The organism is Kitasatospora sp. NPDC096147, from assembly GCF_044763225.1.
Classification (GTDB): Bacteria; Actinomycetota; Actinomycetes; order Streptomycetales; family Streptomycetaceae; genus Kitasatospora.
This window is the reverse complement of the sequence record NZ_JBIWFX010000012.1, coordinates 120,757-144,412: the sequence shown is the minus strand read 5'-3', so window position 1 is coordinate 144,412 and position 23,656 is coordinate 120,757. Positions and strand designations below refer to the sequence as shown.

Genomic DNA, 23,656 nt, shown 5'->3' with positions numbered 1-23,656 from the left:
CTGCGTCGCACCCCTCAGGGCACGATGCCCACCAGGACGTACTCGTTGTACTTGAAGACCTTCCCTGCGGGCTCCGGCAGCGGGAACGAGAAGCTGCGCTCCACCCGCAGCCCGGCCCCCTCGGCGTGGGCGCGCAGCACCGGGAAGTCCACGAACCGCACGTGCGTCGGGTCGGAGCGGTAGCCGGCCGGCTGGGGGGTGATCAGCACCACCTTGCCGCCCGGGCGGACGCTCGGCAGGTAGCCCCTCAGCAGCTGCTCGCAGGTCTCCGCGTCCAGGTGCTCGAGCACGTGCGCGACCAGCATGCTGTCGAACGCACCCGGTCGGCCCAGCTCCGGATCGGCGGCGAACTCGTCCGCGGTGTAGGCGGTCAGCCCCCGGGCCCGGGCGGTGGCCACCGAGGTCGCGTTGTGGTCCACCCCGACGCTGTCCGGCCCGCAGTTCTGCAGGTTGCGGCCGACCCCGCAGCCGACGTCCAGCACCCGGCCCAGCCGCAGCCGCCGCAGGTTCCAGCGGTACGGGGCCTGGGTCGGCAGCAGCCGCTTGAGGCCGGACTGCTCCAGCGTCACCAGCCGCTCGGTGTACGAGGGGTCGGCGGTGGCCGCGCCGTCGGGTGAGGGGTCGCGGGTCTCGGGCATGGCGGAGCCTCTCGGGTGCTTCGGGCGGGCGGTGCTTCGGACGGGCGGTGCTCCTGACGGGGAGTCAGGGAGGGAGGCTAGGGGGTGCCGCCCCGGGGCGGAACCCCTGTGTCACCCGAAGGAATGGCCTTGGGGTGAGACGGCACCCCTTCGAGAGTGAGCTCCCCGTACCCCCGTTCCGGCATGATCATCCCGGTGCTTTCCCGGTCCTTCCGGGACTTCGAGCCGATCGCGGTGGACGACTGCTCGTCGGACGGCAGCGGGGAGCTGCCGGACCGGGCCGAGGGCGTACGCACCGGGCTGCTCGGCGGCGGACATCACCTCGCCCACCAGGCCGTCCGGGCCGCCACCCGCGTCCGCCGCCCGCTTCCGGAGCGGTGGTCAACCGGGCGGTGGCCGGGATTCACCCCGGCGCCGGTCAGCCGTACGGGGGTTGACGCCCTGTAGGACGGACCGGCGTGACCTGCGGGTCGTGCGGTCGTTGCGCCGGGTGCAGTAACCGGAGGGACGCCCCGGACGCCGCGCTCCGCGCCCCCGGACGCCGTGCTCCGGTCCACCACCACCGGAAGCGAAGCACCCATGTCGGACGTCACCACCGAGGCCGCCGACCCACCGGCCGAGGCCCGACCCGTCGACCCGTCCGGGCCAGAGCGCCGTCCCCGCACCCTGCTGCTCACCACCGAGGTCGCGGACCCACCGGCCGAGGCCCCACCGGCCGAGCCCCCACCCGTCGACCCGCCCGGGCCGACCCGCCGTCCCCACGCCCGTGCCCTGCTGCTCACCACCGCCGAGGCGGGCCTCTCGCTCGCCGTCGCGATCGGCTTCATGCTCTGGGCCCGGAACATCCGGGTCGACCCGCTGGTCCGGATCGGCCAGGTCAGCGGCCTGGCCCAACTCCAGCTCCGGGCTGCCCTGGTGGCCCTCCCGCTGCTCGCCCTGGTGCTGTACGCCGCGCACCGGGCCGCCCCGCACCGGTACCGGCTGGCGCTCCGCTTCGGCTGCGCCGCGGTGGCCGGGCTCGGCACCGGCATCGTGGCCGGCGGCATCGCCGTCGCCCTGCGCGGCACCCCCTGGGGCCTCGGCGGCCAGGACGGGGACCCGGCCACCCTCCAGGGCTACGCCTGGTCGCTGCTGAACGGCGAGGGGTTGCCCGACCTCTACCCGCCGGGCTTCATCGTGCTGCTGGCCGGCTGGACGAAGTACCTGAGGGACGATCACGTCGGCTTCGCCCTGAAGGACCTCCAACTGCTGCTCAGCGCGGCCTTCGGCCCGCTCTGCTACCTGGCCTGGCGCAGCCTGCTCCGCCCGGTCTGGGCGCTGGCCGTGGCGCTGCCCGCCGCACTGTTCTTCCTCGACCCGATCCGCCCCTACAGCCATCTGGTGATGGTGGTGCTGCTCCCGCTGCTGGGCCGGCTGCTGGCCGAGCTGTCCCGCTGCGCCGGCCGGTCGGTCCCCTCGCTGCTGCTGCGCGGGGCGGTGCTCGGGGCGCTGTTCGGCCTCCTCTTCCTCACCTACTCCGGCTGGTTCGTCTGGGCCGCCCCCGGCGCGGTGCTCGCGGTCGCCGCGGTGGTGCCCTGGCGGCGCGGCGGCGGCGCGATCGGCCGGGCGGGCGCGCTGCTCGGCGCGACCGCGCTGACCGCTGCGGTGGTCGCCTCGCCCTCGCTGCTGCGGATGCTCCGCAAGGGGGCCAGCACGGTGGACCGCTACGCCTACTTCGACGTCTACGTGGATCCGGCCTACGTGGTGGGCTGGCGGTACGACCGTCCCGGCCTGGCCGACTGGGCGGTCTGGCCGCCCACCGGAGACCTGGCCGGGCAGTCGCTCTTCACCCTGGTACTGCTGGCCGGGCTGGCCCTGGCCCTGGCACTCGGCCTGCGCCGCCCGCCGGTGCTGGCCGCGCTGGCCTGCCTGATCAGCGCCTGGCTGCTGCGGTTCTGGTTCGCCGGGCACATGGAGCGGGACCAGGCGGTGATGCTCTACCCGCGCACCACCTGGCTGATCCTCTACTCCCTGATCGCCCTGACCGTGCTGGCCGGGATGCTGCTCTCCGGCGGCGCGGCCCGGGTCTGGCACCGGCTGACCGACCGTCAGGAGGCGAGGCCGCCGCAGCGGCTGGGCCGGCGGCTGGCGGCCGGCTCGCTCTGCGGCCTGGCGGTGTTCGGCGCGCTGGCCGGCTCCTGGTCGGCCAACCGCTACATGCCCGCCGACCCGAAGCTGATCACCATGGGCGTGGACGCCTGGCGCGCCCACACGCTGGCCCGGGGTGACGGCAGCTGCCCGCTGTACGCCCCCGGCCACACCTGTGCGCCCCCGCACGGCTACGGGAGGCCGCAGGACAGCAAGGACGTCCTGATCTGGTGCGGGAACGTGCCGGGCGAGCGGTGGGAGGCGGTCTGCGGGGCCAGGGCCCCCTGGGACCAGCGACCCCGGGACTGAGCCCGCGCCGACCGGCCCGACCCGAACGGGTGGGGCCGGTCAACCCTGCACCCGCCGGGTCACCCGACGGGGAGGGTCACCCGGACGGACCCGGGTCGTTGCTCCGGTCGGGCCGCCCGCGGCGGTCGACCACCGTGGCGTGAGGAGTACCCCGATGAGCACCGTGACCCCCACCGAGCCGGGCCGGCTGGCCGACGTACCCGGCTGGTTCTGGGAGGTGGACCGGCACTCCTTCGAATGGTTCCTGGACCGGCAGGAGCGCACCGGGCTGCGCGGCGACCTGCTGGAGCTGGGCGCCTACCTCGGTCGCAGCGCCATCGTGATGGGCCGTCACCTCCGGGCGGGGGAGAAGTTCACGGTCTGCGACCTGTTCGACTCGGACGCCCCGGACGACTCCAACTCGGCCGAGATGGTGATGTCCTACCGTCGGACGCTCACCCGGGACGCGTTCGAGGTCAACTACCTGGCCTTCCACGACGAGCTGCCCGAAGTGGTGCAGGCGCCGACCTCGGTGCTGGCCGACGGGCGCATCCCGGCCGGCAGCTGCCGCTTCGTGCACGTGGACGCCTCGCACCTGTACGAGCACGTGGCCGGCGACATCCAGGTGGCCAGGGCCGCGCTCGCCCCCGAGGGCCTGCTGGTGCTCGACGACTACCGCTCCGAGCACTGTCCCGGCGTCGGCGCGGCGATCTGGGAGGCGGTCTTCAACCACGGGCTGCGGCCGGTGCTGCTGACGGAGTGCAAGTTCTACGGCACCTGGGGCGACCCGACCGCGCTCCAGGAGGAACTGCTGGCGGTCGGCGGCGGGGCCGAGGGCTGCTGGCTGAACGTGGACACCATCGGTGGCCACCGGGTGCTCCGGCTGGACGGCAAGCCCACCGCGCTGCCCTCCTTCCCGCTGCCCCGGAACGCGCCGCCGCCGGTCGACCCGGCGGTCGAGGCCGCGGCGGCCGCTGCCGAGGCCGCCGCCGCCGAGGCGCTGCGGGCCGCCCAGGAGCTGGCCGCCCGCCGGGTCCGGGCCGCTGCCGCTCGCCGCCCTTCGGCGGTGGCCCGCCGGGTGGTGGCCGACCTGCTGCCGCCGGTGGTGACGGCGGCCGTCCGCCGGGCCCGGCGCCGGAGCTGACCCGGCGTCAGCCGGCAGGGCCCAGGTGCGCGGCGACCCGCCGGTGCGCCCGTGACCGGAGCGTTTCCGACCGGAACGGCCCGGCGGCCGGTATACAGGAGCGGACCGGCCCGGACGGGCCGGTCCTGCCCTGTGCGGCACGGTTCTGTGCGGCTCGCTCCGGTGCCGCGGTGAGGTGACGGCGTGGACTTCCTGACCAGGCTCCCGGTGGTCGGCCCGTGGGTGGCCCGTCTGCTGCGCAGCCGCGCCTGGCTGGCGTACGCCCACATGAACGAGGTGCAGGGCAACCGGCTGGCCGGGGCGGTCACCTTCTTCGGCTTCCTGGCCCTCTTCCCGCTGCTCACGGTCGCCTTCGCGATCGCGGTGAAGACCCTCTCGGACAGCCGGGTCGACCAGCTCCAGCGGGACATCGCCGAGCAGTTGCCGGGTCTCTCCGACGCCCTGGACCTACCCACCCTGGTGGCCAACGCGGGCGCCGTCGGGGCGATCAGCGGGGTGCTGCTGCTGATCTCCGGCCTCGGCTGGGTGGAGACCATGCGCGGCTCGGTCCGGGAGATCTGGCGGCTGCCGCAGGAGCAGGGCAACCCGGTGCTGAGCAAGCTCTGGGACTGCGCGGTGCTGCTCGGCCTCGGCCTGGTGACGGCGGTCTCGCTCGGTGCCTCGGCCCTGGCCACCACGCTGGCCCGGCGCGCTGCCGACTGGCTCGAACTGGACGGTGTGGGCTGGCTGCTGAGCCTGATCGGGTTCGTCATCGCGGTCGGCGCGGACTTCGTCCTGTTCAGCTACCTGCTCGGCCCCTTCCCCCGGATCACCGAGTACCTGGAGCGCCGCGCGCTGGTCCTCGGGGCGCTGATCGGCGCGGTCGGCTTCGAACTGCTCAAGCTGCTGCTCTCGTCCTACCTCGGTTCGGTGGCCGGAAAGAGCCTGTACGGGGCCTTCGGAGTGCCGGTCGCCCTGCTGCTCTGGATCAACTTCGTCTCCCGGCTGCTGATGTACTGCGCCTCCTGGACGGCACTGGCGGACCCGGCCGCCGCCCGGGCCAGGACCCGGGAGCGGGCCGAGGCGCTGCTCCGCTCGACCTCCGGGCCGGTGACGGATCAGCCCTGAGCGGGCTGATCCGCAACCCGGCGGAGCCGCCGGTCCAGGCCGTCGCCGAGCCGCCCCGGCGCGGCCCGCAGCGCTCGGCCGCCCGCCGGCTGGCGCTCGACCTGCTCCCGCCGGTGGTCACCAGGGCGGTCCGCCGCAGCCTGCACTGACCCGCCGTCAGGTCCGCCGGGCCCGCCGCCGTCAGGCCACCGGCCGCCGGCGGCGAGCCCGCAGCACCCGGTGCCGGTACCAGCCGGCCCCGGCCGCCGCCGCCACCGCCACCAGGGCGGCCGCCGTCCAGCCGACCGCCTCGCCGCCGTCCCCGGCCGCCGCCCGCGCCACCGGCGCGGCCTGCGGCGGCTGGCCGTCCTGCCCGGCCGCACCCGTCCCGTCCACCCCGCTACGGACCGGGGCCGGCGCGTCCCCGCCGACCAGCTGCCCGACCGGCGTCACCTTGCCGGCCGCCGCGAAGCCCCAGTCGAGCAGCGCCGCCGTCTCCTCGTACACCCGGGGCAGCGAGGTCGGGTGCATCACCGTCACCAGCAGGGTCCGGCCGTCGCGTTCGGCCACGCCGGTGAAGGTGGCCCCGGCGTTGGTGGTGTAGCCGTTCTTCACCCCGTACAGGCCCGGGTACTTGCCCAGCAGCCGGTCGGTGTTGGCGATGCCGAAGCTCCCGCGCTGCCCGGTCGCCTTATCCACCGCGCCGGGGAACTGCGCGTCCCGGGTGGAGCAGTACGCGCGGAAGTCCGGATTGCGCAGCCCGGCGCGGGCGAACAGGGTCAGGTCGTAGGCCGAGGAGAGCTGCCCGTCCTCGTCGTAGCCGTCCGGTGTCACCACGTGGGTGTCCAGGGCCTGCAGCGCCTCGGCCCGGGCCTGCATCTGGGACACCGTCACCTCGATGCCGCCGTTCATGTGCGCCAGCACCCGCACCGCGTCGTTGCCCGAGCTGAGGAACACCCCGCGCCAGAGGTCGTCCACCCGGTAGTCCAGGTCCTCCTTGATGCCCACCAGGCTGCTGCCGTGGCCGGAGCCGAGCAGCTCGGCGTTGGTGACCCGGTGCACGGCGTTCCGGTCCAGCCGGGGCAGCACCGTCTCGGCGAACAGCATCTTCAGGGTGGAGGCGGGGGGCAGCCGCCAGTGCGGGTTGTTGGACGCCAGCACCTCACCGCTGCCCGCGTCCGCCACCAGCCAGGACTGCCCGGTCAGCCCGGCCGGCAGGGCCGGCGACCCGGCCTGCGGGGCGACCTGCACGCCCGTCCGCCCGAGCAGCTCACCGCCCACCGTGGACATCTGCGGGGGCGGCTCCTGCCTGGGCACCCCGGCGGTGCAGCAGAGCGCGGCGACGGCCAGCGCGGCTAGACGGTACGTGGACTGACGGACGTTCGGCACCAGCGGACCGTACCCAGGCCGACCGCCGGGCGGCCCACCACGCCGTCCCGCTCCCTCGAACGGGCACCGGGCGCTGGGCCGTCCGGCCCACTCCGCATACTGGAGCGGACCCCCCGAAAGGACACCCCGCATGAAGCTCGGCCGCACCGCCTCCTGGTTCCTCACCGCCTTCGGCGTCTGGTCCCTGTTCATCTGGACCACCTTCGTCAAGAACCTCTGGAAGGACTCCGGCGGCCAGGCCTTCGTGGACGGCGACCACGGGCAGCCGACCGCCTTCTTCTGGGTGCACCTGCTGCTGGCCGTCACCTCGCTGGTGCTCGGCCTGGCCATCGGCACCCTGGGCGTCCGCAGCCTGCGTGCCCTGCGCCGGGGTTAATCCATTGCCGCTGTCGTAGCCCGCTGCCAGGATCTCCGCCGGGTGCGTACCCGACGCACCCAGCCGCTCCTGGGGGAACCTCAGCATGTCCTCGTACCGACGCGTCCTCGCCGTCACCACCGTGCTGGCCGCCGCCCTGCCGGCCCAGGCCGCCGTCGCGGCCCAGCACGACACCGTGACGGCCGCCTGCACCGCCGATCTGCTCTCCACCGCCACCCCGACCCTGACCGGCACCACCACCGGTACCGCCGCCCGCTTCGGCCTGTGGGACCTGACCGCCGACCGGAAGCTGGTGGACCGTCAGGTGGCCGCCGCCGACGGCGCGCTGGCCGTCACCACCGACCCGCTCACCGACGGCCACCGCTACGAGTGGCGGTTCTGGCCGCAGGGCGGCGGCAAGCCCACCGCCAAGTGCGGCTTCGGCGTCGACACCACCCCGCCCGCGGTCCCCACCGTGAGCTCCACCGACTTCCCGGCCTCGACCAGTGGCCAGACCGCGCTGAAGTACGCCGGGCAGTACGGCACCTTCACCCTCGCCAGCGAGGGCGCCGTCTGCTACCAGTACTCGCTCGGCAGCCTCAGCGTCGGCTGGAACTGCCAGAGCCCGGGGGCGGCCACCGGCCCGACCGTGCAGGTCCGGCCCACCTACTGGGGCACCAACGTGCTCACCGTGCAGGCCGTGGACGCGGCGGGCAACGTCTCCCAGCCCGCCAGCTACACCTTCTACGCACCCTCGAACCCGAACCCGGTCAGCGCCCCGGGCGACGTGGACGGCGACGCGGTGCCGGACATCCTGGTGCCGGACGCCGCCGGGAACCTCCAGGTGATCAGCACCGACCGCAGCGACACCACCCCGACCTCGGTGGTCCGGGCCTCCCAGGCCCCGGACGGCGTGAGCTGGGCGAGCGCCGAGACGGTCAGCCGCGGCTACGACAACCACGCGCCGAACGCCGACCTGCTGGCGATCAGCCCCGGCGGCACCTACCTGTACCTCTTCCAGAACGTCGACTACGGCGCCTTCGCCACCGGCTCCACGCTGGTCAGGGGCAGCCGTCCGGCCACCCGCCCGGAGGGCGTCGCGGCGGACTGGAGCGCCACCACCCAGCTGATCGGCCTGGGCCGGCTCGGCACCCGGACCAGTTCCTCGCTGCTCGCGGTGGAGGGTGACGACCTGGTGCTGCTCACCGATCCGGGTGTCCAGTACCGCTACCGGACCGTCACGAAGCTGAGCACCGGCGGGGCCTGGGCCGGCCACCGGCTGATCGAGCCGGCCACCGCGCCCGACGGCTCGCTGACCGTCCGGGCCCGCGAGCTGGCCACCGGCGAGCTGCGGGAGTACGCGGTGCCGAAGGCGGCCGACGGCACGTACGACTTCTCGGCCCTCGCCTCCCCGGCGAACGGGACGGTGGCCGGCACCTTCCCGGTCGCGCAGTACCCGACCCTGAGGAGCACGGCCGACGGCAACCTCTACGCCGTCACCGCCGAGCGGCACCTGGTGGTCTTCACCGGCACCACCGCCCCGAAGGACCGGGGCCTGCTGAGGTGACGAACGGCCGAGGGCCCGTCCGGTGCGAACCGGACGGGCCCTCGGCCGTGCTGGCGGACGGTCAGAAGCGACGGGTGACCAGCGCCCGCTTCACTTCCTGGATCGCCTTGGTGACCTCGATGCCACGCGGGCAGGCCTCGGAGCAGTTGAAGGTGGTGCGGCAGCGCCACACGCCCTCACGGTCGTTCAGGATCTCCAGGCGCTGCTCGGCACCCTCGTCACGCGAGTCGAAGATGAAGCGGTGCGCGTTGACGATGGCGGCCGGGCCGAAGTACTGGCCGTCGTTCCAGAACACCGGGCAGGACGAGGTGCACGCGGCGCACAGGATGCACTTGGTGGTGTCGTCGAAGCGCTCGCGGTCCTCGGCGGACTGCAGGCGCTCCCGGGTCGGGTCGTTCCCCTTGGTGATGAGGAACGGCATGACGTCCTTGTACGCCTGGAAGAACGGGTCCATGTCCACGATCAGGTCCTTGAGGACCGTCAGGCCCTTGATGGCCTCGATCGTGATCGGCTTCTCCGGGTTGACGTCCTTGATCAGGGTCTTGCACGCCAGCCGGTTGCGGCCGTTGATCCGCATGGCGTCGGAGCCACAGATGCCGTGCGCGCAGGAACGGCGGTAGGTGAGGGTGCCGTCCTGCTCCCACTTGACCTTGTTGAGGGCGTCCAGGACGCGCTCCTTCGGGTCCATCTCCAGCTGGTAGTCGACCCACACCGGGTCCGGCAGCTCCTCCGGGTTGAACCGGCGGATCCGCAGGGTGACGGTGATCAGCTTGGTGCTGCCGGCCTCCACCGCGTCCAGGGCGGCGGAGTGCTGCTCCACGGTCGGAGTGCTCATCAGTACTTACGCTCCATCGGCTGGTAGCGGGTCGTGACGACCGGCTTGTAGTCCAGGCGGATCGAGGTGCTGCCGTCGGCGGCGACCTCGCGGTAGGCCATGGTGTGCTGCATGAACTTCTCGTCGTCGCGGGTCGGGAAGTCCTCGCGGTAGTGACCGCCGCGGGACTCCTCGCGGGCCAGCGCGGAGACGGCCAGCACCTCGGCCAGTTCGAGCAGGTTGCCCAGCTCGATGGCCTCCAGGAGGTCGGTGTTGTACCGCATGCCCTTGTCCTGGATGGCGACGTGCTTGAAGCGCTCGCGCAGCGCGGCGATGTCGGCCACGGCCTGCTTCAGGGTCTCGCCGGTGCGGTAGACCATGGCGTTGGCGTCCATGGTCTCCTGCAGCTCCTTGCGGACCTGCGCCACCGACTCGGTGCCCTCGGAGTCGCGCAGCTGGTCGACCATGTCCTGGACGAACTTGCCCGGGTTCTCCGGGAGTTCGACGAAGTCGTGGGCCTCGGCGTACTCGGCGGCGGCGATGCCCGCGCGGCGGCCGAAGACGTTGATGTCCAGCAGCGAGTTGGTGCCCAGGCGGTTGGCGCCGTGCACCGAGACGCAGGCGACCTCGCCGGCCGCGTAGAGGCCGGGGACGATGTCGGTGTTGTTCGACAGCACCTCGCCCTCGACGTTGGTCGGGATGCCGCCCATGGCGTAGTGCGCGGTGGGCTGGATCGGGATCGGGTCCGTGTAGGGCTCGATGCCGAGGTAGGTCCGGGCGAACTCGGTGATGTCCGGGAGCTTGGCGTCCAGCTGCTCCGGCGGAAGGTGCGTCAGGTCCAGGTAGACGTGGTCGCCGTCCGGGCCGCAGCCGCGGCCTTCGCGGATCTCGGTGTAGATCGCGCGGGAGCAGACGTCACGGGACGCGAGGTCCTTCATGACCGGGGCGTAGCGCTCCATGAAGCGCTCGCCGTCCTTGTTGCGCAGGATGCCGCCCTCGCCGCGGGCGCCCTCGGTGAGCAGGATGCCCATCCGCCAGATGCCGGTCGGGTGGAACTGGAAGAACTCCATGTCCTCCAGCGGCAGGCCCCGGCGCCACGCCACGGCCTGGCCGTCACCGGTCAGGGTGTGCGCGTTCGAGGTGACCTTGAACATCTTGCCGGTGCCGCCGGAGGCGAACACCACGGCCTTGGCCTGGAAGACGTGGATCTCGCCGGTGGCGAGCTCGTAGGCCACCACGCCGGAGGTCTTGCCGTCCACGATCAGCAGGTCGAGGACGTAGAACTCGTTGAAGAACTCGACGCCGTGCTTGACGCAGTTCTGGAACAGCGTCTGGAGGATCATGTGACCGGTGCGGTCGGCCGCGTAGCAGGAGCGGCGGACGGGCGCCTCACCGTGGTTGCGGGAGTGACCGCCGAAGCGGCGCTGGTCGATCCGGCCCTGCTCGGTGCGGGAGAAGGGGAGACCCATCTTCTCCAGGTCGAGGACGGCGTCGATGGCCTCCTTGCACATGATCTCGGCGGCGTCCTGGTCGACCAGGTAGTCACCACCCTTGACCGTGTCGAAGGTGTGCCACTCCCAGTTGTCCTCCTCGACGTTGGCGAGGGCGGCGCACATGCCGCCCTGGGCCGCGCCGGTGTGGGACCGGGTGGGGTAGAGCTTGGTCAGCACCGCGGTGCGGCTGCGCTGGGTCGACTCGATGGCCGCGCGCATGCCCGCGCCACCGGCGCCGACGATGACGGTGTCGTACTTGTGAATCTGCATCAGGTCTTCGTCGCCTCTGGCCGGCCGATTAGATGTTCGGGTCGAAGGTGAAGATCACCAGGGTGCCGAGCAGGACCGTGAACACGGTCGCGGCGCCCATCAGGGTCTTCAGCCACAGCCTGGTGGAGTCCTTCTCCGCGTAGTCGTTGATGACCGTGCGCATGCCGTTGCTGCCGTGCAGCATCGCCAGCCAGAGCATCAACAGGTCCCAGCCCTGCCAGAACGGCGAGGCCCAGCGGCCGGCCACGAAGGCAAAGTTGATCTTCGAGACACCGCCGTCGAGCACCAGCATGATCAGCAGGTGACCGAGGATCAGGATGACCAGCAGGACACCCGACAGGCGCATGAACAGCCAGGCGAGCATCTCGAAGTTGGTGCGGGTACGCCGAGGGGTCTTCTTGGTACGCGCACGGGCGGGCTCGACGACGAAGGCGTCGGCGGGGTTGCCGGTGCCCAGGCCCTGGCCGGTGTGGGCCTGGAGCGAGGGGACAACCAGGGCGTCTTGAATGTCAGCCATCGCCGATCACTTCCCGAACCAGGAGAGGAGGGTGTGCTCGAGGATCGGGTAGAAGGCACCCGCCATCAGCACCACCCAGACGCCGACCACGGTCCAGAGCATCTGCTTCTGGAACTTGGGGCCCTTGGACCAGAAGTCCACCGCCACGACCCGCAGACCGTTCAGCGCGTGGAACAGGATGGCGGCCGTCAGGCCGTACTCCATCAGGTTCACGTACCAGGTCTTGTAGGTCGCGATGACGGTGTCGTAGGACTCGGGCGACACCCGAACCAACGCGGTGTCGAGGACATGGGCGAACAGGAAGAAGAAGATGAGGACGCCGGTGACTCGATGAGCCACCCAGCTCCACATGCCTTCCCGGCCGCGGTACAGCGTTCCAGCCGGCACGGAAAAACCCTCCGGAAGCGGATCGGGGGCTCGGCCGGCTTCGGTGTCGGTCAGCCCGGCCGGTACGGTCCTCCGGCCGCCAGCATCCTATCGACGCCGCGCGGAGAACCGCCTCCGGGGGTGTCAGGTGTGATCCATCAGGCACGCACGGCCTAATCGGGACTACTCCGGACGGGCTCGGACGGGGCTCCGGGCCCGCCCCCGGGAGTGTCGCGGGGGCGGGCCCGGAGGCCGGTGCTGACGGCGGATCAGGCGCCGACCAGGTGCTCCAGCCGGGTGAGCGCGATCCGCCGCAGCTCCTCGGCGGCCACCAGCCGCTCCTCGTCCGGCTCGTTGGCCAGCCGGGTGCGGACCGAGGTGAGCACGGTGTCCAGCATCTCCTCGGGGGCGAGGCCGTCCAGGCAGACCACGAAGACGTGGCCGTACCGGGCCTCGTACGCGGCGTGCGCGGCCCGCAGGGCGGTGTGCGCGGCCTGGCTGCCCGGGGCCCGCATGCCGAGCAGCGGCTGCGGCATCCAGCTCTCGTCGGCCAGTGCCTCGGCCAGATCGGCCGGACGCAGGTCGTAGGAGGCTTCGCTGGCGGCGGCGAGCAGGGACTCTATGTCGGGGTACGGGCGGTGCGCGGTGAGTCGCAGCGCCCAGCGGTGACTGCCGCAACAGGCCAGCAGGGCCTCCTCGGCGGCGCCGGGGTCGGCCTCGTTGAAGCGGTGCAGTCCGAGCAGGGACGGCATCGACAACGGTTGCTCCAGCTGCTGCGGCGGGATGTCGCTGGCCAGCGGGTCCTCCTCGTGAGGGCGGGAAGGGGGGATGCTCCAGAGACGAAACGTAGGTGGTCAGCGGCCCTTGACAGGACAGCCCCGCCCGGCCGGGAGGGCCGTGTCGGGTGGACCGCCCGGGCAGCGGCACCACGGTAGTTGAGGGTTCGTCAGTTGAGGAGAGGTCGCGTCGAATTCACCCGATCGAGCTATCAAGTCGTAACGTTGTCATGTTCGTTGGGGTCGGGCCGGATCGGCGAACGCCTCGTTTCCGCAGGTGGGCCCGCTTCCCGCCGCCGACCTGTACCCGCTGCACTCGGCCCGTCCGCCGGTCCCGCGCGGCCGTCCCGCGCGGCGGACCGGCCGCCCCCTCGCGGGCGGCGGCCGGTCGCTCGTCCGGCTCAGCCCGTCCGGTGCACCTTGTGGTTGGCCGCCTGGGCGCGCGGCCGGACCACCAGCAGGTCGATGTTGACGTGCGGCGGGCGGGTGACCGCCCAGGAGACGGTGTCCGCCACGTCCTCGGAGCTGAGCGGCTCGGCCACCCCCGCGTAGACGGCGGCGGCCTTCTGCTCGTCGCCCCGGAAGCGGGTGACCGCGAAGCCCTCGGACTTCACCATGCCCGGGGCGATCTCGATCACCCGGATCGGCTCGCCGTTCAGCTCCAGCCGCAGGGTGGCGGCGATGGTGTGCGCGGCGTGCTTGGCGGCCACGTACCCGCCGCCGCCCTCGTACGCGGTGATCGCGGCGGTCGAGCTGAGCACCAGCACGGTGCCGTCGCCGCTCGCCCGCAGGGCGGGCAGCAGCGCCTGGGTCACGTGCAGCACGCCCAGCACGTTCACCTGGTACATCGCCAGCCAGTCGGCCGGGTCGGCCGCCTCGACGCTCTCGGCGCCGATCGCCCCGCCCGCGTTGTTCACCAGCACGTCCACCGGGCCGACCTCGGCGGCGAACGCGTCCACCTGCGCGCGGTCCGTCACGTCCACGGTGTACGCCCGGCCGCCGATCTCCTTGGCCAGCGCCTCGATCCGCTCGGTCCGCCGGGCGGTCACCACCACCTCGAAGCCGTCCGCCGCGAGCCGCCGGGCCGTCGCCGCCCCGATGCCGCTGCTGGCTCCGGTGACCACGGCCACCTTCCGCTCGGTCATGTCCCCACTCCCTACTGCTCCGGTCGTCTGCCGCCCCGATCATCCCAGCACCCCCACCCACGAGGCCCGGCCCGGGCCGGGCCGTGTCACCTCCCCCGACCCACCGGACGGCCACCCGCTCCACCGCACCCGCTGCGCTGTCCGCGCGTCCGCCGCAGGTGTATCCGTTCCGTTCGTTCGGCTGCTGGCCGCAGTATCCGTCCCGTGCGTTCGGCTGCTCGCGGCAGGTGTATCCGTTCGGCGCGTCCCGCGCGTCCGCCGCAGGTGTATCTGTCCCACGCGTTCGGCTGCTCGCGGCAGGTGTATCCGTTCGGCGCGTCCCGCGCGTCCGCCGCAGGCGTCTCTGTCCCACGCGTTCGGCCGCTCGCCGCAGGTGTATCCGTTCGGCGCGTCCCGCGCGTCCGCCGCAGGCGTCTCCGTCCCGTTCGCCCGGAAGCCCGCCGCAGGCGACCTGCTTCCGGCCGCCGCCGGCCGGGCCGCTGCGCCGCCCGGCGGATTAGGGGGCGGACAGGGGGTGCGTCCTCTTGGGGTAGGGGGTACCGGTGCGCCACCGTTGCACTGCCCGCGTCCGCGTCCCGTGGAGGTACCCCATGACAGCCCGTCACACCGAGTCCGGCCTCCCGGTCCAGCCGGTCTACGGCCCCGAGGCCCTCGACGGGTGGGACCCGGCGGAGAAGCTGGGCGCGCCGGGGCAGTACCCCTTCACCCGGGGCGTCTATCCGAGCATGTACACCGGGAAGCCGTGGACCATGCGGCAGTACGCCGGTTTCGGCACCGCCGCCGAGTCCAACGCCCGCTACCGCCAGCTCATCGCGAACGGCACCAACGGCCTCTCGGTCGCCTTCGACCTGCCGACCCAGATGGGCTACGACTCTGACGCCCCGCTCGCGAGCGGCGAGGTCGGCAAGGTCGGCGTGGCGATCGACTCGGTCGAGGACATGGCGGTGCTGTTCGGCGGCATCCCGCTGGGCGAGGTCTCCACCTCGATGACCATCAACGCCCCCGCCTCCGTCCTCCTCCTGCTCTACCAACTCGTCGGCGAGAGCCAGGGCGTGGCCCCGGCGGCGCTGACCGGCACGATCCAGAACGACGTGCTGAAGGAGTACATCGCCCGGGGCACCTACATCTTCCCGCCCAAGCCCAGCCTGCGGCTGGTGGCCGACGTGTTCCGCTACTGCCGGGCCGAGATCCCGCGCTGGAACACCATCTCCATCTCCGGCTACCACATGGCCGAGGCCGGGGCCGATCCCGCGCAGGAGATCGCCTTCACCCTGGCGAACGGGATCGAGTACGTCCGCACCGCCGTCGCGGCCGGCATGGCGGTGGACGACTTCGCGCCCCGGCTGTCGTTCTTCTTCGTGGCCCGCACCACCCTCCTCGAAGAGGTCGCCAAGTTCCGTGCCGCGCGCCGGATCTGGGCCCGGGTGATGCGTGAGGAGTTCGGCGCGAAGAACCCCAAGTCGCTGATGCTGCGCTTCCACACCCAGACCGCCGGGGTCCAACTCACCGCCCAGCAGCCGGAGGTCAACCTGGTCCGGGTCTCGGTGCAGGCGCTCGCAGCGGTCTTCGGCGGCACCCAGTCGCTGCACACCAACAGCTTCGACGAGGCGATCGCGCTGCCCACCGAGAAGGCGGCCCGGCTCGCCCTGCGCACCCAGCAGGTGCTGGCCTTCGAGAGCGACGTGACGGCCACCGTCGATCCGTTCGCGGGGTCCTACGTGGTGGAGTCGCTGACCGACGGGGTGGAGCACGCCGCGCTCCAACTCATGGGCCGGATCGAGGACATGGGCGGTGCGGTGGCCGCCATCGAGCAGGGCTTCCAGAAGGCCGAGATCGAGCGCACCGCCTACCGGGTGCAGCAGGAGACCGACGCGGGGGAGCGCACCGTGGTCGGGGTGAACCGCTTCCAGCTGGACGCCGAGGAGCCCTACCAGCCGCTCCGGGTGGACCCGGCGATCGAGGCCGAGCAGGCCGCCCGGCTGGCCAAGGTCCGTGCGGAGCGCGACGGTTCGGCCGTGCAGCGCGGGCTGACGGCGCTCCGCCGGGCGGCGGCCGGCACCGAGAACGTGCTCCACCCGATGCGCGAGGCGCTGGCCGCCCGGGCCACCGTCGGGGAGGTGAGCGACGCGCTGCGCGAGGTCTGGGGCACCTACACGCCGTCCGAGCGGTTCTGAACGGTTCCGGGCGGCCGGCCTGAGGCCGGATCAGGCGCCGTGTCCCGCGCGGGGGTCGGTCGTTGCACAGTGGAGTGATCACCGGATCGGAGGAAACCGTATGTCATACCCACCTGTGCGGCCGGTATGCACCCATCCGGGGACCGATCTGACGGAAGTCGGGCCAAAAGCCGTTCACCGGCCTAGTCTTGTTGAGGTGAACGATCCTCAGCCCGGCGCCCGGGCCACCCTCACGCCTGCCCGTCCCGGCTCCGATCTGCGCGCGCGGGTCCGGTCCTACCAGGCGGAGTTGATCGCCTTCCGGCGGGATCTGCACCGGCACCCGGAGCTGGGCCGCCAGGAGTTCCGCACCACCCGGCTGGTCCGCGAGCGGCTGCTGGCCGCCGGGCTGACCCCGACGGTGCTGCCGGGCGGTACGGGCATGACGGTGGACATCGTGCCGCCGGGCACCGAGCCGGGCACCCCGTTCCTGGCGTTCCGCGCGGACATCGACGCGCTGCCGATCGACGACGCCAAGGCGGAGGCGCCGTACCGCTCCACGGTGCCGGGCCGGGCGCACGCCTGCGGGCACGACGTGCACACCTCGGTGGTGCTCGGCACCGGGCTGGTGCTGGCCCAGGCGGCCCGCACCGGCGAGCTGACCCAGCCCGTACGGCTGGTCTTCCAGCCGGCCGAGGAGGTCATGCCGGGCGGGGCGCTGGACGTGATCGAGGCCGGCGGGATGAAGGACGTCGGCCGGATCTTCGCGGTGCACTGCGACCCCAAGGTGCAGGTCGGCCGGGTCGGCCTGAAGGTCGGCGCGATCACCTCGGCCTGCGACCGGGTGACCCTGCACCTGGACGGGCCCGGCGGTCACACCGCCCGCCCGCACCTGACCACCGACCTGGTCACCGCGGTGGCCCGGCTGGCCGCCGACCTGCCGCCCGCGTTCTCCCGCCGGATGGACCCGCGCTGGGGCGTCAGCCTGGTCTGGGGCCGGATCGCCTCCGGCTCGGCGCCGAACGTCATCCCGCAGCACGCCGAGCTGGAGGGCACCGTCCGCTGCCTGGAGCTGGCCGGCTGGCGGGAGGCGCCGGACGCGCTGGAGGAGCTGACCGCCCGGCTGGCCGAGACCTACCGGGCGAAGTGGTCGATCGACTACCACCGGGGCGTCCCCCCGGTGGTGAACGAGCACGACTCGATCGCCCAGCTGGAGGCCGCGATGAACGGCCGCTTCGCGGCGGGCGGCGGCCCGGTGGTGGAGGACACCGAGCAGAGCCTCGGCGGCGAGGACTTCTCCTGGTACCTGGAGCACGCCCCGGGCGCGCTGGCCCGGCTGGGCGTCCGCGCCCCGCACGAGACCGCCGTCCGCGACCTGCACCAGGGCCGGTTCGACGTGGACGAACGGGCCATTGCCGTCGGGGTGGAGCTGTTCTGCGCGCTCGCGCTGGAGTACGGGCGAGTCTGAGACGGGGGTCACCCCGGCGGCGTAGAGTGGCCGCTCCACTACCAGTCGGTAGTGACAGGTCGGTGAGTCAAGCGTGGTCTTTTGTCCGGATCGTCCCGACATAGGACCACGTTTTGATAACAACCCGAATGCTCGTCTGAGCCGTGACACAACCGTGTTCTACGCGCGTTACGGTGGCGCTCGACCACGCCAAACGGGTGTGTGAGAAGGAGATACTCCCTTGCGCCGTTCCATGAAGCTCGCCGCGGTTGTGCTCACGGGTTCCCTGGGCATCGCCTCGCTCGCCGCTTGCGGCGCAAAGAGCACCGACAACAACTCCACCACCAGCAGCAGCGCCGGTGCCGGTGCCTCCGGCATCAAGGTCGGCATGGCCTACGACATCGGCGGCCGTGGCGACCAGTCGTTCAACGACTCGGCCGCGCGTGGTCTCGACAAGGCCAAGTCCGACCTCGGCGTCTCGGTCACCGAGGCCGAGGCCAAGACCGGTGAGGCGGAGGCCGACAAGGAGACCCGCCTGAAGAGCCTGGTCACCTCCGGCTACAACCCGGTCATCGCGGTCGGCTTCGTCTACCAGGCCGCCGTCGAGAAGGTCGCCAAGGACAACCCGAACGTCAAGTTCGCGATCATCGACTCGGCCTCCACCACCCAGCCGAGCAACGTCACCTCGCTGACCTTCTCCGAGCAGGAGGGCTCCTACCTGGCCGGCGTCGCCGCCGCCTCGAAGAGCCAGACCAAGAAGATCGGCTTCATCGGTGGCGTGCAGACCGAGCTGATCAAGAAGTTCGAGGCCGGCTACGCCGCGGGCGCCAAGTCCGTCACCCCGGACATCAAGATCGAGACCACCTACCTCACCACCCCGCCGGACTTCTCGGGCTTCAACGACCCGGGCAAGGGCAAGGACGCCGCCCAGGGTCAGATCGACAAGGGCGCGGACGTCATCTACACCGCCGCCGGCTCCTCCGGCAACGGCGCCATCGAGGCCGTCTTCAACGCGAAGAAGTGGGCCATCGGCGTCGACTCGGACCAGGCCTCGCAGCCGGCCCTGGCCAAGTACAAGGACCGCATCCTCACCTCGATGGTGAAGAACGTGGACACCGCCGTCTTCACCTACATCAAGTCGGTCAAGGACGGCTCGCCGATCTCCGGGACGAAGAACTTCGACCTGAAGGAGAAGGGCGTCTCGCTGGCCACCACCGGCGGCTTCATCAACGACATCCAGGCGAAGCTGGACGCGGCCACCGCGCAGATCACCTCGGGTGCCACCAAGATCCCGACCACCGTCGGCTGACACCCCCTCAGCCTGCGGCCGGTCCACGCGTCCGGCGCGCATGATTGAGCATCAGGGTGGGGCCCGGCGGGGCGCGCGCAACGCGCTCTGCCGGGCCCCGTCCCGTTCCACCCGCACGTACGCGCTTCCTCACGTACGCACGCCATCTCCAGCGCAACGACGCGCCCTGTGACCACCAGGAGATCGCCATCACCGCTTCCGAACCCGCCCCGACCCCCCAGGGCGGCAACCCCAGCGCGGGGACGGCGACACCGGCCGTCGAACTGCGCGGCATCACCAAGCGCTTCCCGGGGGTCGTGGCCAACCACGACATCGACATCACCGTCGCGCGCGGCACCGTGCACGCCCTGATGGGCGAGAACGGCGCCGGCAAGTCGACCCTGATGAAGATCCTCTACGGCATGCAGAAGCCGGACGAGGGCACCATCGCCATCGACGGCGCGCAGGTCGAGTTCAACACCCCCGGCGACGCCATCGCGCGCGGCATCGGCATGGTGCACCAGCACTTCATGCTGGCCGACAACCTGACGGTGTGGGAGAACGTCGTCCTGGGCGGCGAGAAGCTGCACGGGATAGGAGCCAAGGCCAAGGCGAAGATCCGCGAGATCTCCGACCAGTACGGCCTGGGCGTGCGCCCGGACGCGCTGGTCGAGGACCTCGGCGTGGCGGACCGCCAGCGGGTGGAGATCCTCAAGGTGCTCTACCGGGGCGCCAAGATCCTGATCTTGGACGAGCCCACCGCCGTCCTGGTGCCGCACGAGGTGGACGCGCTCTTCGACAACCTGCGCGAGCTCAAGGCCGAGGGCGTCACCGTCATCTTCATCTCGCACAAGCTGCACGAGGTGCTCTCGGTGGCCGACGCGATCAGCGTGATCCGCCGGGGCACCACGGTCGGCGACGCCGACCCGCGCACCGTGACGGCCCGTCAGCTCGCCGAGCTGATGGTCGGCGCCGAGCTGCCCTCCCCGGAGAGCCGCGAGTCCACCGTCACCGAGACGGTGATGCTGGAGACGGCCGGCCTGCGGATCGCCAAGCGCGACGCCGAGGGCATCGAGCGCGTGGTGCTGGACGACGTCTCGCTGCGGATCCGCAAGGGCGAGGTGCTCGGCATCGCGGGCGTCGAGGGCAACGGCCAGGCCGAGCTGGTCGAGGCCGTGATGGGCATGCTGCCGCTGGACGGCGGCACCGTCACGCTGGACGGCCAGGACCTCACCGGCGCCCTGACCCGGGCCCGCCGCGAGGCCGGCATCGGCTACATCCCGGAGGACCGGCACAAGCACGGCCTGCTGCTGGAGGCCCCGCTCTGGGAGAACCGGATCCTCGGTCACGTCACCGAGGCCCCCAACTCCAAGGGCCTGCTGCTCGACCCGGCCGCCGCCCGCAAGGACACCCAGCGGATCGTCGAGGAGTACGACGTCCGCACGCCCGGCATCGAGGTCACCGCGGCCTCGCTCTCCGGCGGCAACCAGCAGAAGCTGATCATCGGCCGCGAGATGAGCCACCACCCCAAGCTGCTGATCGCCGCGCACCCCACCCGGGGCGTGGACGTCGGCGCGCAGGCGCAGATCTGGGAGCAGATCCGCTCCGCCCAGCGCGAGGGCCTGGCGGTGCTGCTGATCTCGGCCGACCTGGACGAGCTGATCGGCCTCTCCGACCACATCCGGGTGATCTACCGGGGCCGGCTGGTCGCCGACGCCGACCCGGCCACCGTGACCGCCGAGGACCTGGGCACCGCGATGACCGGTGCGGCCAGCGGCCACATCGAGTCCGACCCGGAGGCCGTCGCCGAGGCCCAGGCGTTCGCCGCCGAGATCACCGAGGCGCAGCCCGACGACACCGCCACCGACGCGCAGGCGGGGGAGTAACCCACATGACCAGTCCCAACCCCGTGGCCGCGAAGCCCGCGGCCAAGCGGTTCGACGCCGAGAAGATCCTGCTGGGTCTGGCCGCCCCCGTGCTGGCCATCCTGCTGTCGATGCTGATCTGCGTCGCACTGCTGGCGGTCTCCGGCAAGGACCCGTTCAAGGCGTTCGAGGTGATGTTCACCTACGGCACCGCCTCGGACGGCCAGGTGCTGACCCTGAACCGGGCCACCGTGTACTACCTGGCCGGTGCCGCCGCCGCGTTCGGCTTCCGGATGAACCTCTTCAACATCGGCGTCGACGGCCAGTACAAGCTGGGCGTGCTGTTCGCCGCGTTCGTCGGCAGCCAGGTCGACCTGCCGTCCTTCCTGCAGATCCCGCTGCTGCTGGTGACCGCGATGGCGGTCGGCGGCATGTGGGCCGGCGTGGCCGCGCTGCTCAAGGTCTACCGGGGCGTCAGCGAGGTCATCTCGACCATCATGCTGAACGCCATCGCGACCGCCGTGGTCGGTCTGCTGCTGGTGCCGGGCGTCTTCGCGCCGGACAAGGGCAGCACCACCAACTCGATCCAGACCGAGCCGATCTCGCAGTCCAGCCACTTCCCGACCTTCGAGACCGCGGGCGGCACCCTCTGGGGCTTCATCGTCATCGCGATCCTGGTCGGCGTGGTCTTCCAGTTCACCCTGAACCGCACCCGGTTCGGCTTCGACCTGCGCGCCACCGGCCGCTCGGAGTCCGCCGCCACCGCCTCGGGCGTGAACGTCAAGCGCATGGTGATCACCTCGATGGTGGTCTCCGGAGCCATCGCCGGTCTGATCGGCCTGCCCGAACTGACCTCCAGCTCCTACTACTTCGGGCAGAACATCCAGCCCGGCCTGGGCTTCATCGGCATCTCGGTCGCCCTGCTGGGCCGCAACTCGCCGATCGGCGTGGCCTTCTCGGCGCTGCTGTTCGCCTTCCTCGACGTCTCCGGCACCCAGCTGCCGCTGCAGGGTGACTACCCGCAGGAGATCGTCAACGTCATGCAGGGCACCATCGTCATCTGCGTCGTCGTCGCCTACGAGCTGGTGCGTCGCTACGGCCTCAAGCGCCAGCAGCAGAAGGTCGGCGCCGAGCTGGCCGCCCAGGCCGCCGCCGCTGCCAAGAAGGAGGTGGCCGCATGAGCACCGCCACTGCCGCCCGGCCGAAGTCGCCGGGCGCCCCGCCCGCCAAGAAGTCCAAGCTGACCTGGCCGGTCGTGCTGCTGCTGATCGCCGGCGCGCTGGTGCTGGTCTCGGCCGTCGGCATGGCCACCGGCAACCACGGCCTGACCTCCTCCGGGCAGGTCACCGCCGCGCTCGGCGCGGCCGTGCCGATCGCGATGGCCGGTCTCGGCGGTCTCTGGTCCGAGCGGGCCGGCGTGGTCAACATCGGCCTCGAAGGCATGATGGTGGCCGGCACCTTCTGCGGTGCCTGGGTCGGCTACCTGACCAACCCGTGGATCGGCCTGCTGGCCGGCATGGCGGGCGGTGCGCTCGGCGGCCTGCTGCACGCGCTGGTCACCGTCACCTTCGGCGTCGACCACATCGTCTCCGGCGTCGGCATCAACCTGCTGATCCCCGGCATCTGCGCCTACGTGAACCGGATCTACTACCGCGACTACGTGGCCTTCGGCGCGGGCGCCAACCAGTCCCCGCCGGCCGATCCGCTGCCGTACCTCACCGTGCCCGGCCTCTCCGAGTGGCTGGACAGGATCGAGGCGCACCACTGGTTCCTGGTCTCCGACCTGGCCGGCGTGTTCGGCGGTCTGGTCACCAACCTCTCGGTGGTCGTGGTGATCGCGGCCGTCTTCCTGGTGGCCTCGTACTTCATCCTGTGGCGCACGGTCTTCGGCCTGCGGCTGCGCTCCTGCGGCGAGAACCCGACCGCCGCCGAGTCGCTGGGCGTCAACGTCTACAAGTACAAGTACCTGGCCGTCATCACCTCCGGCGCCTTCGCCGGTCTGGCCGGTGCCTACCTCTCGCTGGTCGCCGCGCACTTCTACAAGGACGGCATGACCCAGGGCCGGGGCTTCATCGGTCTGGCCGCGATGATCTTCGGCAACTGGATGCCCGGCGGTCTGGCCATGGGCGCGGGTCTGTTCGGCTTCACCGACAGCCTCCAGCTCCGTGACCCGGACTCGGTGCACGTGCTGATCCTGACGGTCTCCATCGCGATGGCCCTGCTGGCGCTCTGGAAGCTGTACCGCCGTCAGTTCAAGGCCGCGGGCATCACCTTCGCGGTCGCCGCCGGTCTGGCGCTCTGGTTCGCCACCACCGACACGGTGCCGCGCGCGCTGATCGTGGCCACCCCGTACGTGATCACCCTGGTGGTGCTCGCGATGGCCTCGCAGCGGCTGCGGATGCCGAAGGCGGACGGCCAGATCTACCGCAGGGGCCAGGGCAAGTGACGGCGGCTCAGGAGATCGACTGGCAGACCCTGCGGGCCGCCGCCCGGGAGGCGATGGGGCACGCGTACGCGCCCTACAGCAAGTTCCCGGTCGGCGCCGCCGCGCTGGTCGACGACGGCCGCACGGTGACCGGCTGCAACGTGGAGAACGCCTCGTACGGCATCGGCCTGTGCGCCGAGTGCGGCCTGGTCTCGGCCCTCCAGCTGAGCGGCGGAGGCCGGCTGACCGCCTTCACCTGCGTGGACGGGGCCGGCGAGCTGCTGATGCCGTGCGGTCGCTGCCGGCAGCTGCTGTACGAGCACGGAGGCCCCGGGCTGCTGGTCGACCTGCCCTCCGGGGTACGCCCGATGAGTGAAGTGCTGCCGGACGCCTTCGGGCCGGAACGGCTCTAGCTGGAAAGCTTGTTACGCGCGTAGAGTGTCGCGGGGGCGCGGTCCCCCGCGGCACTCTTCGCTTTTCTTCTGTACTGGAACCACCAGGAG

21 protein-coding genes are annotated in these 23,656 nt (G+C 71.9%); 13 read left to right on the top strand and 8 right to left on the bottom strand.

The genetic code is table 11. The annotated features are described in order from the left end of the window. Positions 1 to 14: 14 nt before the first annotated feature. Positions 15 to 638, bottom strand: coding sequence for a class I SAM-dependent methyltransferase (locus tag ACIRBX_RS29900; protein WP_402301585.1), 624 nt, complete (start codon positions 636 to 638; stop codon positions 15 to 17). Positions 639 to 833: 195 nt separating this feature from the next. Between ACIRBX_RS29900 and ACIRBX_RS29895 the strand changes: the two genes are divergently transcribed. The 4 genes from ACIRBX_RS29895 to ACIRBX_RS29880 all read left to right on the top strand — a co-directional run bounded on the left by ACIRBX_RS29895 (position 834) and on the right by ACIRBX_RS29880 (position 5,304). Continuing rightward, complete coding sequence (locus ACIRBX_RS29895) at positions 834 to 1,085, top strand: hypothetical protein (RefSeq protein WP_402301583.1); 252 nt, start codon at positions 834 to 836, stop codon at positions 1,083 to 1,085. 132 nt (positions 1,086 to 1,217) lie between these two features. Beyond that, the gene (locus ACIRBX_RS29890) at positions 1,218 to 3,074 is read left to right on the top strand and encodes a hypothetical protein (protein WP_402301580.1); all 1,857 of its coding nucleotides are present in this window, start codon (positions 1,218 to 1,220) and stop codon (positions 3,072 to 3,074) included. A 154-nt stretch (positions 3,075 to 3,228) separates the two neighbouring features. Further along, positions 3,229 to 4,197: a class I SAM-dependent methyltransferase gene (locus ACIRBX_RS29885; protein ID WP_402301578.1), complete on the top strand. Its 969-nt coding sequence runs from the start codon at positions 3,229 to 3,231 to the stop codon at positions 4,195 to 4,197. A 183-nt stretch (positions 4,198 to 4,380) separates the two neighbouring features. After that, positions 4,381 to 5,304 carry a YihY/virulence factor BrkB family protein gene (locus ACIRBX_RS29880; protein WP_402301576.1) on the top strand — a complete coding sequence of 308 codons (924 nt, stop codon included), beginning with the start codon at positions 4,381 to 4,383 and terminating at the stop codon, positions 5,302 to 5,304. Positions 5,305 to 5,484: 180 nt separating this feature from the next. Here the strand turns inward: ACIRBX_RS29880 and ACIRBX_RS29875 are convergent, their stop codons facing one another. Next, a complete protein-coding gene (locus ACIRBX_RS29875) occupies positions 5,485 to 6,672 on the bottom strand; it encodes a D-alanyl-D-alanine carboxypeptidase family protein (protein ID WP_402301573.1) in 1,188 nt (395 codons plus the stop codon). 130 nt (positions 6,673 to 6,802) lie between these two features. On the opposite strand from ACIRBX_RS29875, the gene ACIRBX_RS29870 reads away from it, so the two are divergent. Both ACIRBX_RS29870 and ACIRBX_RS29865 read left to right on the top strand, forming a co-directional pair. After that, complete coding sequence (locus ACIRBX_RS29870) at positions 6,803 to 7,048, top strand: SCO4848 family membrane protein (RefSeq protein WP_402301571.1); 246 nt, start codon at positions 6,803 to 6,805, stop codon at positions 7,046 to 7,048. 85 nt (positions 7,049 to 7,133) lie between these two features. Continuing rightward, positions 7,134 to 8,594 (top strand): hypothetical protein, encoded by a 1,461-nt coding sequence (locus ACIRBX_RS29865; protein WP_402301569.1) that lies wholly within the window; start codon positions 7,134 to 7,136, stop codon positions 8,592 to 8,594. A 61-nt stretch (positions 8,595 to 8,655) separates the two neighbouring features. Here the strand turns inward: ACIRBX_RS29865 and ACIRBX_RS29860 are convergent, their stop codons facing one another. The 6 genes from ACIRBX_RS29860 to ACIRBX_RS29835 all read right to left on the bottom strand — a co-directional run bounded on the left by ACIRBX_RS29860 (position 8,656) and on the right by ACIRBX_RS29835 (position 13,975). Further along, a complete protein-coding gene (locus ACIRBX_RS29860; protein ID WP_402301567.1) occupies positions 8,656 to 9,429 on the bottom strand; it encodes a succinate dehydrogenase iron-sulfur subunit in 774 nt (257 codons plus the stop codon). Continuing rightward, positions 9,429 to 11,171, bottom strand: coding sequence for a succinate dehydrogenase flavoprotein subunit (gene sdhA, locus ACIRBX_RS29855; RefSeq protein WP_402301565.1), 1,743 nt, complete (start codon positions 11,169 to 11,171; stop codon positions 9,429 to 9,431). The genes ACIRBX_RS29860 and sdhA overlap by 1 nt, the downstream gene beginning before the upstream one ends. A gap of 28 nt (positions 11,172 to 11,199) precedes the next feature. Continuing rightward, complete coding sequence (sdhD, locus tag ACIRBX_RS29850) at positions 11,200 to 11,688, bottom strand: succinate dehydrogenase, hydrophobic membrane anchor protein (protein WP_402301563.1); 489 nt, start codon at positions 11,686 to 11,688, stop codon at positions 11,200 to 11,202. Positions 11,689 to 11,694: 6 nt separating this feature from the next. Beyond that, entirely contained in the window at positions 11,695 to 12,075 is a 381-nt protein-coding gene (sdhC, locus tag ACIRBX_RS29845) for a succinate dehydrogenase, cytochrome b556 subunit (protein ID WP_402301561.1), read from the bottom strand. Positions 12,076 to 12,323: 248 nt separating this feature from the next. Next, complete coding sequence (locus tag ACIRBX_RS29840) at positions 12,324 to 12,806, bottom strand: 2-oxo-4-hydroxy-4-carboxy-5-ureidoimidazoline decarboxylase (protein WP_402301725.1); 483 nt, start codon at positions 12,804 to 12,806, stop codon at positions 12,324 to 12,326. A gap of 425 nt (positions 12,807 to 13,231) precedes the next feature. Continuing rightward, positions 13,232 to 13,975 carry an SDR family oxidoreductase gene (locus tag ACIRBX_RS29835; RefSeq protein WP_402301559.1) on the bottom strand — a complete coding sequence of 248 codons (744 nt, stop codon included), beginning with the start codon at positions 13,973 to 13,975 and terminating at the stop codon, positions 13,232 to 13,234. A 590-nt stretch (positions 13,976 to 14,565) separates the two neighbouring features. Here ACIRBX_RS29835 and ACIRBX_RS29830 point away from each other — a divergent pair. The 7 genes from ACIRBX_RS29830 (at position 14,566) to ACIRBX_RS29800 (ending at position 23,566) form a co-directional block, all read left to right on the top strand. Further along, complete coding sequence (locus ACIRBX_RS29830) at positions 14,566 to 16,149, top strand: methylmalonyl-CoA mutase (RefSeq protein WP_402301557.1); 1,584 nt, start codon at positions 14,566 to 14,568, stop codon at positions 16,147 to 16,149. Positions 16,150 to 16,345: 196 nt separating this feature from the next. After that, positions 16,346 to 17,596, top strand: coding sequence for an amidohydrolase (locus ACIRBX_RS29825; protein ID WP_402301554.1), 1,251 nt, complete (start codon positions 16,346 to 16,348; stop codon positions 17,594 to 17,596). Between the two features lie 220 nt (positions 17,597 to 17,816). After that, entirely contained in the window at positions 17,817 to 18,884 is a 1,068-nt protein-coding gene (locus ACIRBX_RS29820; RefSeq protein ID WP_402301551.1) for a BMP family protein, read from the top strand. Between the two features lie 350 nt (positions 18,885 to 19,234). Further along, on the top strand, positions 19,235 to 20,749 hold the full coding sequence (locus tag ACIRBX_RS29815; RefSeq protein WP_402301723.1) for an ABC transporter ATP-binding protein: 1,515 nt from the start codon (positions 19,235 to 19,237) through the stop codon (positions 20,747 to 20,749). A 5-nt stretch (positions 20,750 to 20,754) separates the two neighbouring features. Then, on the top strand, positions 20,755 to 21,909 hold the full coding sequence (locus ACIRBX_RS29810) for an ABC transporter permease (RefSeq protein ID WP_402301549.1): 1,155 nt from the start codon (positions 20,755 to 20,757) through the stop codon (positions 21,907 to 21,909). After that, positions 21,906 to 23,174 carry an ABC transporter permease gene (locus tag ACIRBX_RS29805; RefSeq protein ID WP_402301547.1) on the top strand — a complete coding sequence of 423 codons (1,269 nt, stop codon included), beginning with the start codon at positions 21,906 to 21,908 and terminating at the stop codon, positions 23,172 to 23,174. The genes ACIRBX_RS29810 and ACIRBX_RS29805 overlap by 4 nt, the downstream gene beginning before the upstream one ends. Further along, on the top strand, positions 23,171 to 23,566 hold the full coding sequence (locus ACIRBX_RS29800; RefSeq protein WP_402301545.1) for a cytidine deaminase: 396 nt from the start codon (positions 23,171 to 23,173) through the stop codon (positions 23,564 to 23,566). The genes ACIRBX_RS29805 and ACIRBX_RS29800 overlap by 4 nt, the downstream gene beginning before the upstream one ends. Positions 23,567 to 23,656 lie beyond the last annotated feature (90 nt).

What these genes read in the sequence shown, in the direction of transcription:
- ACIRBX_RS29815 (WP_402301723.1), top strand. Translation starts at nt 19,235, where the DNA reads ATGGGCGAGAACGGCGCCGGCAAGTCGACCCTGATGAAGATCCTCTAC.
- ACIRBX_RS29900 (WP_402301585.1), bottom strand. Translation starts at nt 638, where the DNA reads ATGCCCGAGACCCGCGACCCCTCACCCGACGGCGCGGCCACCGCCGAC.
- ACIRBX_RS29890 (WP_402301580.1), top strand. Translation starts at nt 1,218, where the DNA reads ATGTCGGACGTCACCACCGAGGCCGCCGACCCACCGGCCGAGGCCCGA.
- ACIRBX_RS29830 (WP_402301557.1), top strand. Translation starts at nt 14,566, where the DNA reads ATGACAGCCCGTCACACCGAGTCCGGCCTCCCGGTCCAGCCGGTCTAC.
- ACIRBX_RS29885 (WP_402301578.1), top strand. Translation starts at nt 3,229, where the DNA reads ATGAGCACCGTGACCCCCACCGAGCCGGGCCGGCTGGCCGACGTACCC.
- ACIRBX_RS29810 (WP_402301549.1), top strand. Translation starts at nt 20,755, where the DNA reads ATGACCAGTCCCAACCCCGTGGCCGCGAAGCCCGCGGCCAAGCGGTTC.
- sdhA (WP_402301565.1), bottom strand. Translation starts at nt 11,171, where the DNA reads ATGCAGATTCACAAGTACGACACCGTCATCGTCGGCGCCGGTGGCGCG.
- ACIRBX_RS29865 (WP_402301569.1), top strand. Translation starts at nt 7,134, where the DNA reads ATGTCCTCGTACCGACGCGTCCTCGCCGTCACCACCGTGCTGGCCGCC.
- sdhD (WP_402301563.1), bottom strand. Translation starts at nt 11,688, where the DNA reads ATGGCTGACATTCAAGACGCCCTGGTTGTCCCCTCGCTCCAGGCCCAC.
- ACIRBX_RS29860 (WP_402301567.1), bottom strand. Translation starts at nt 9,429, where the DNA reads ATGAGCACTCCGACCGTGGAGCAGCACTCCGCCGCCCTGGACGCGGTG.
- ACIRBX_RS29840 (WP_402301725.1), bottom strand. Translation starts at nt 12,806, where the DNA reads ATGCCGTCCCTGCTCGGACTGCACCGCTTCAACGAGGCCGACCCCGGC.
- ACIRBX_RS29805 (WP_402301547.1), top strand. Translation starts at nt 21,906, where the DNA reads ATGAGCACCGCCACTGCCGCCCGGCCGAAGTCGCCGGGCGCCCCGCCC.
- ACIRBX_RS29870 (WP_402301571.1), top strand. Translation starts at nt 6,803, where the DNA reads ATGAAGCTCGGCCGCACCGCCTCCTGGTTCCTCACCGCCTTCGGCGTC.
- ACIRBX_RS29835 (WP_402301559.1), bottom strand. Translation starts at nt 13,975, where the DNA reads ATGACCGAGCGGAAGGTGGCCGTGGTCACCGGAGCCAGCAGCGGCATC.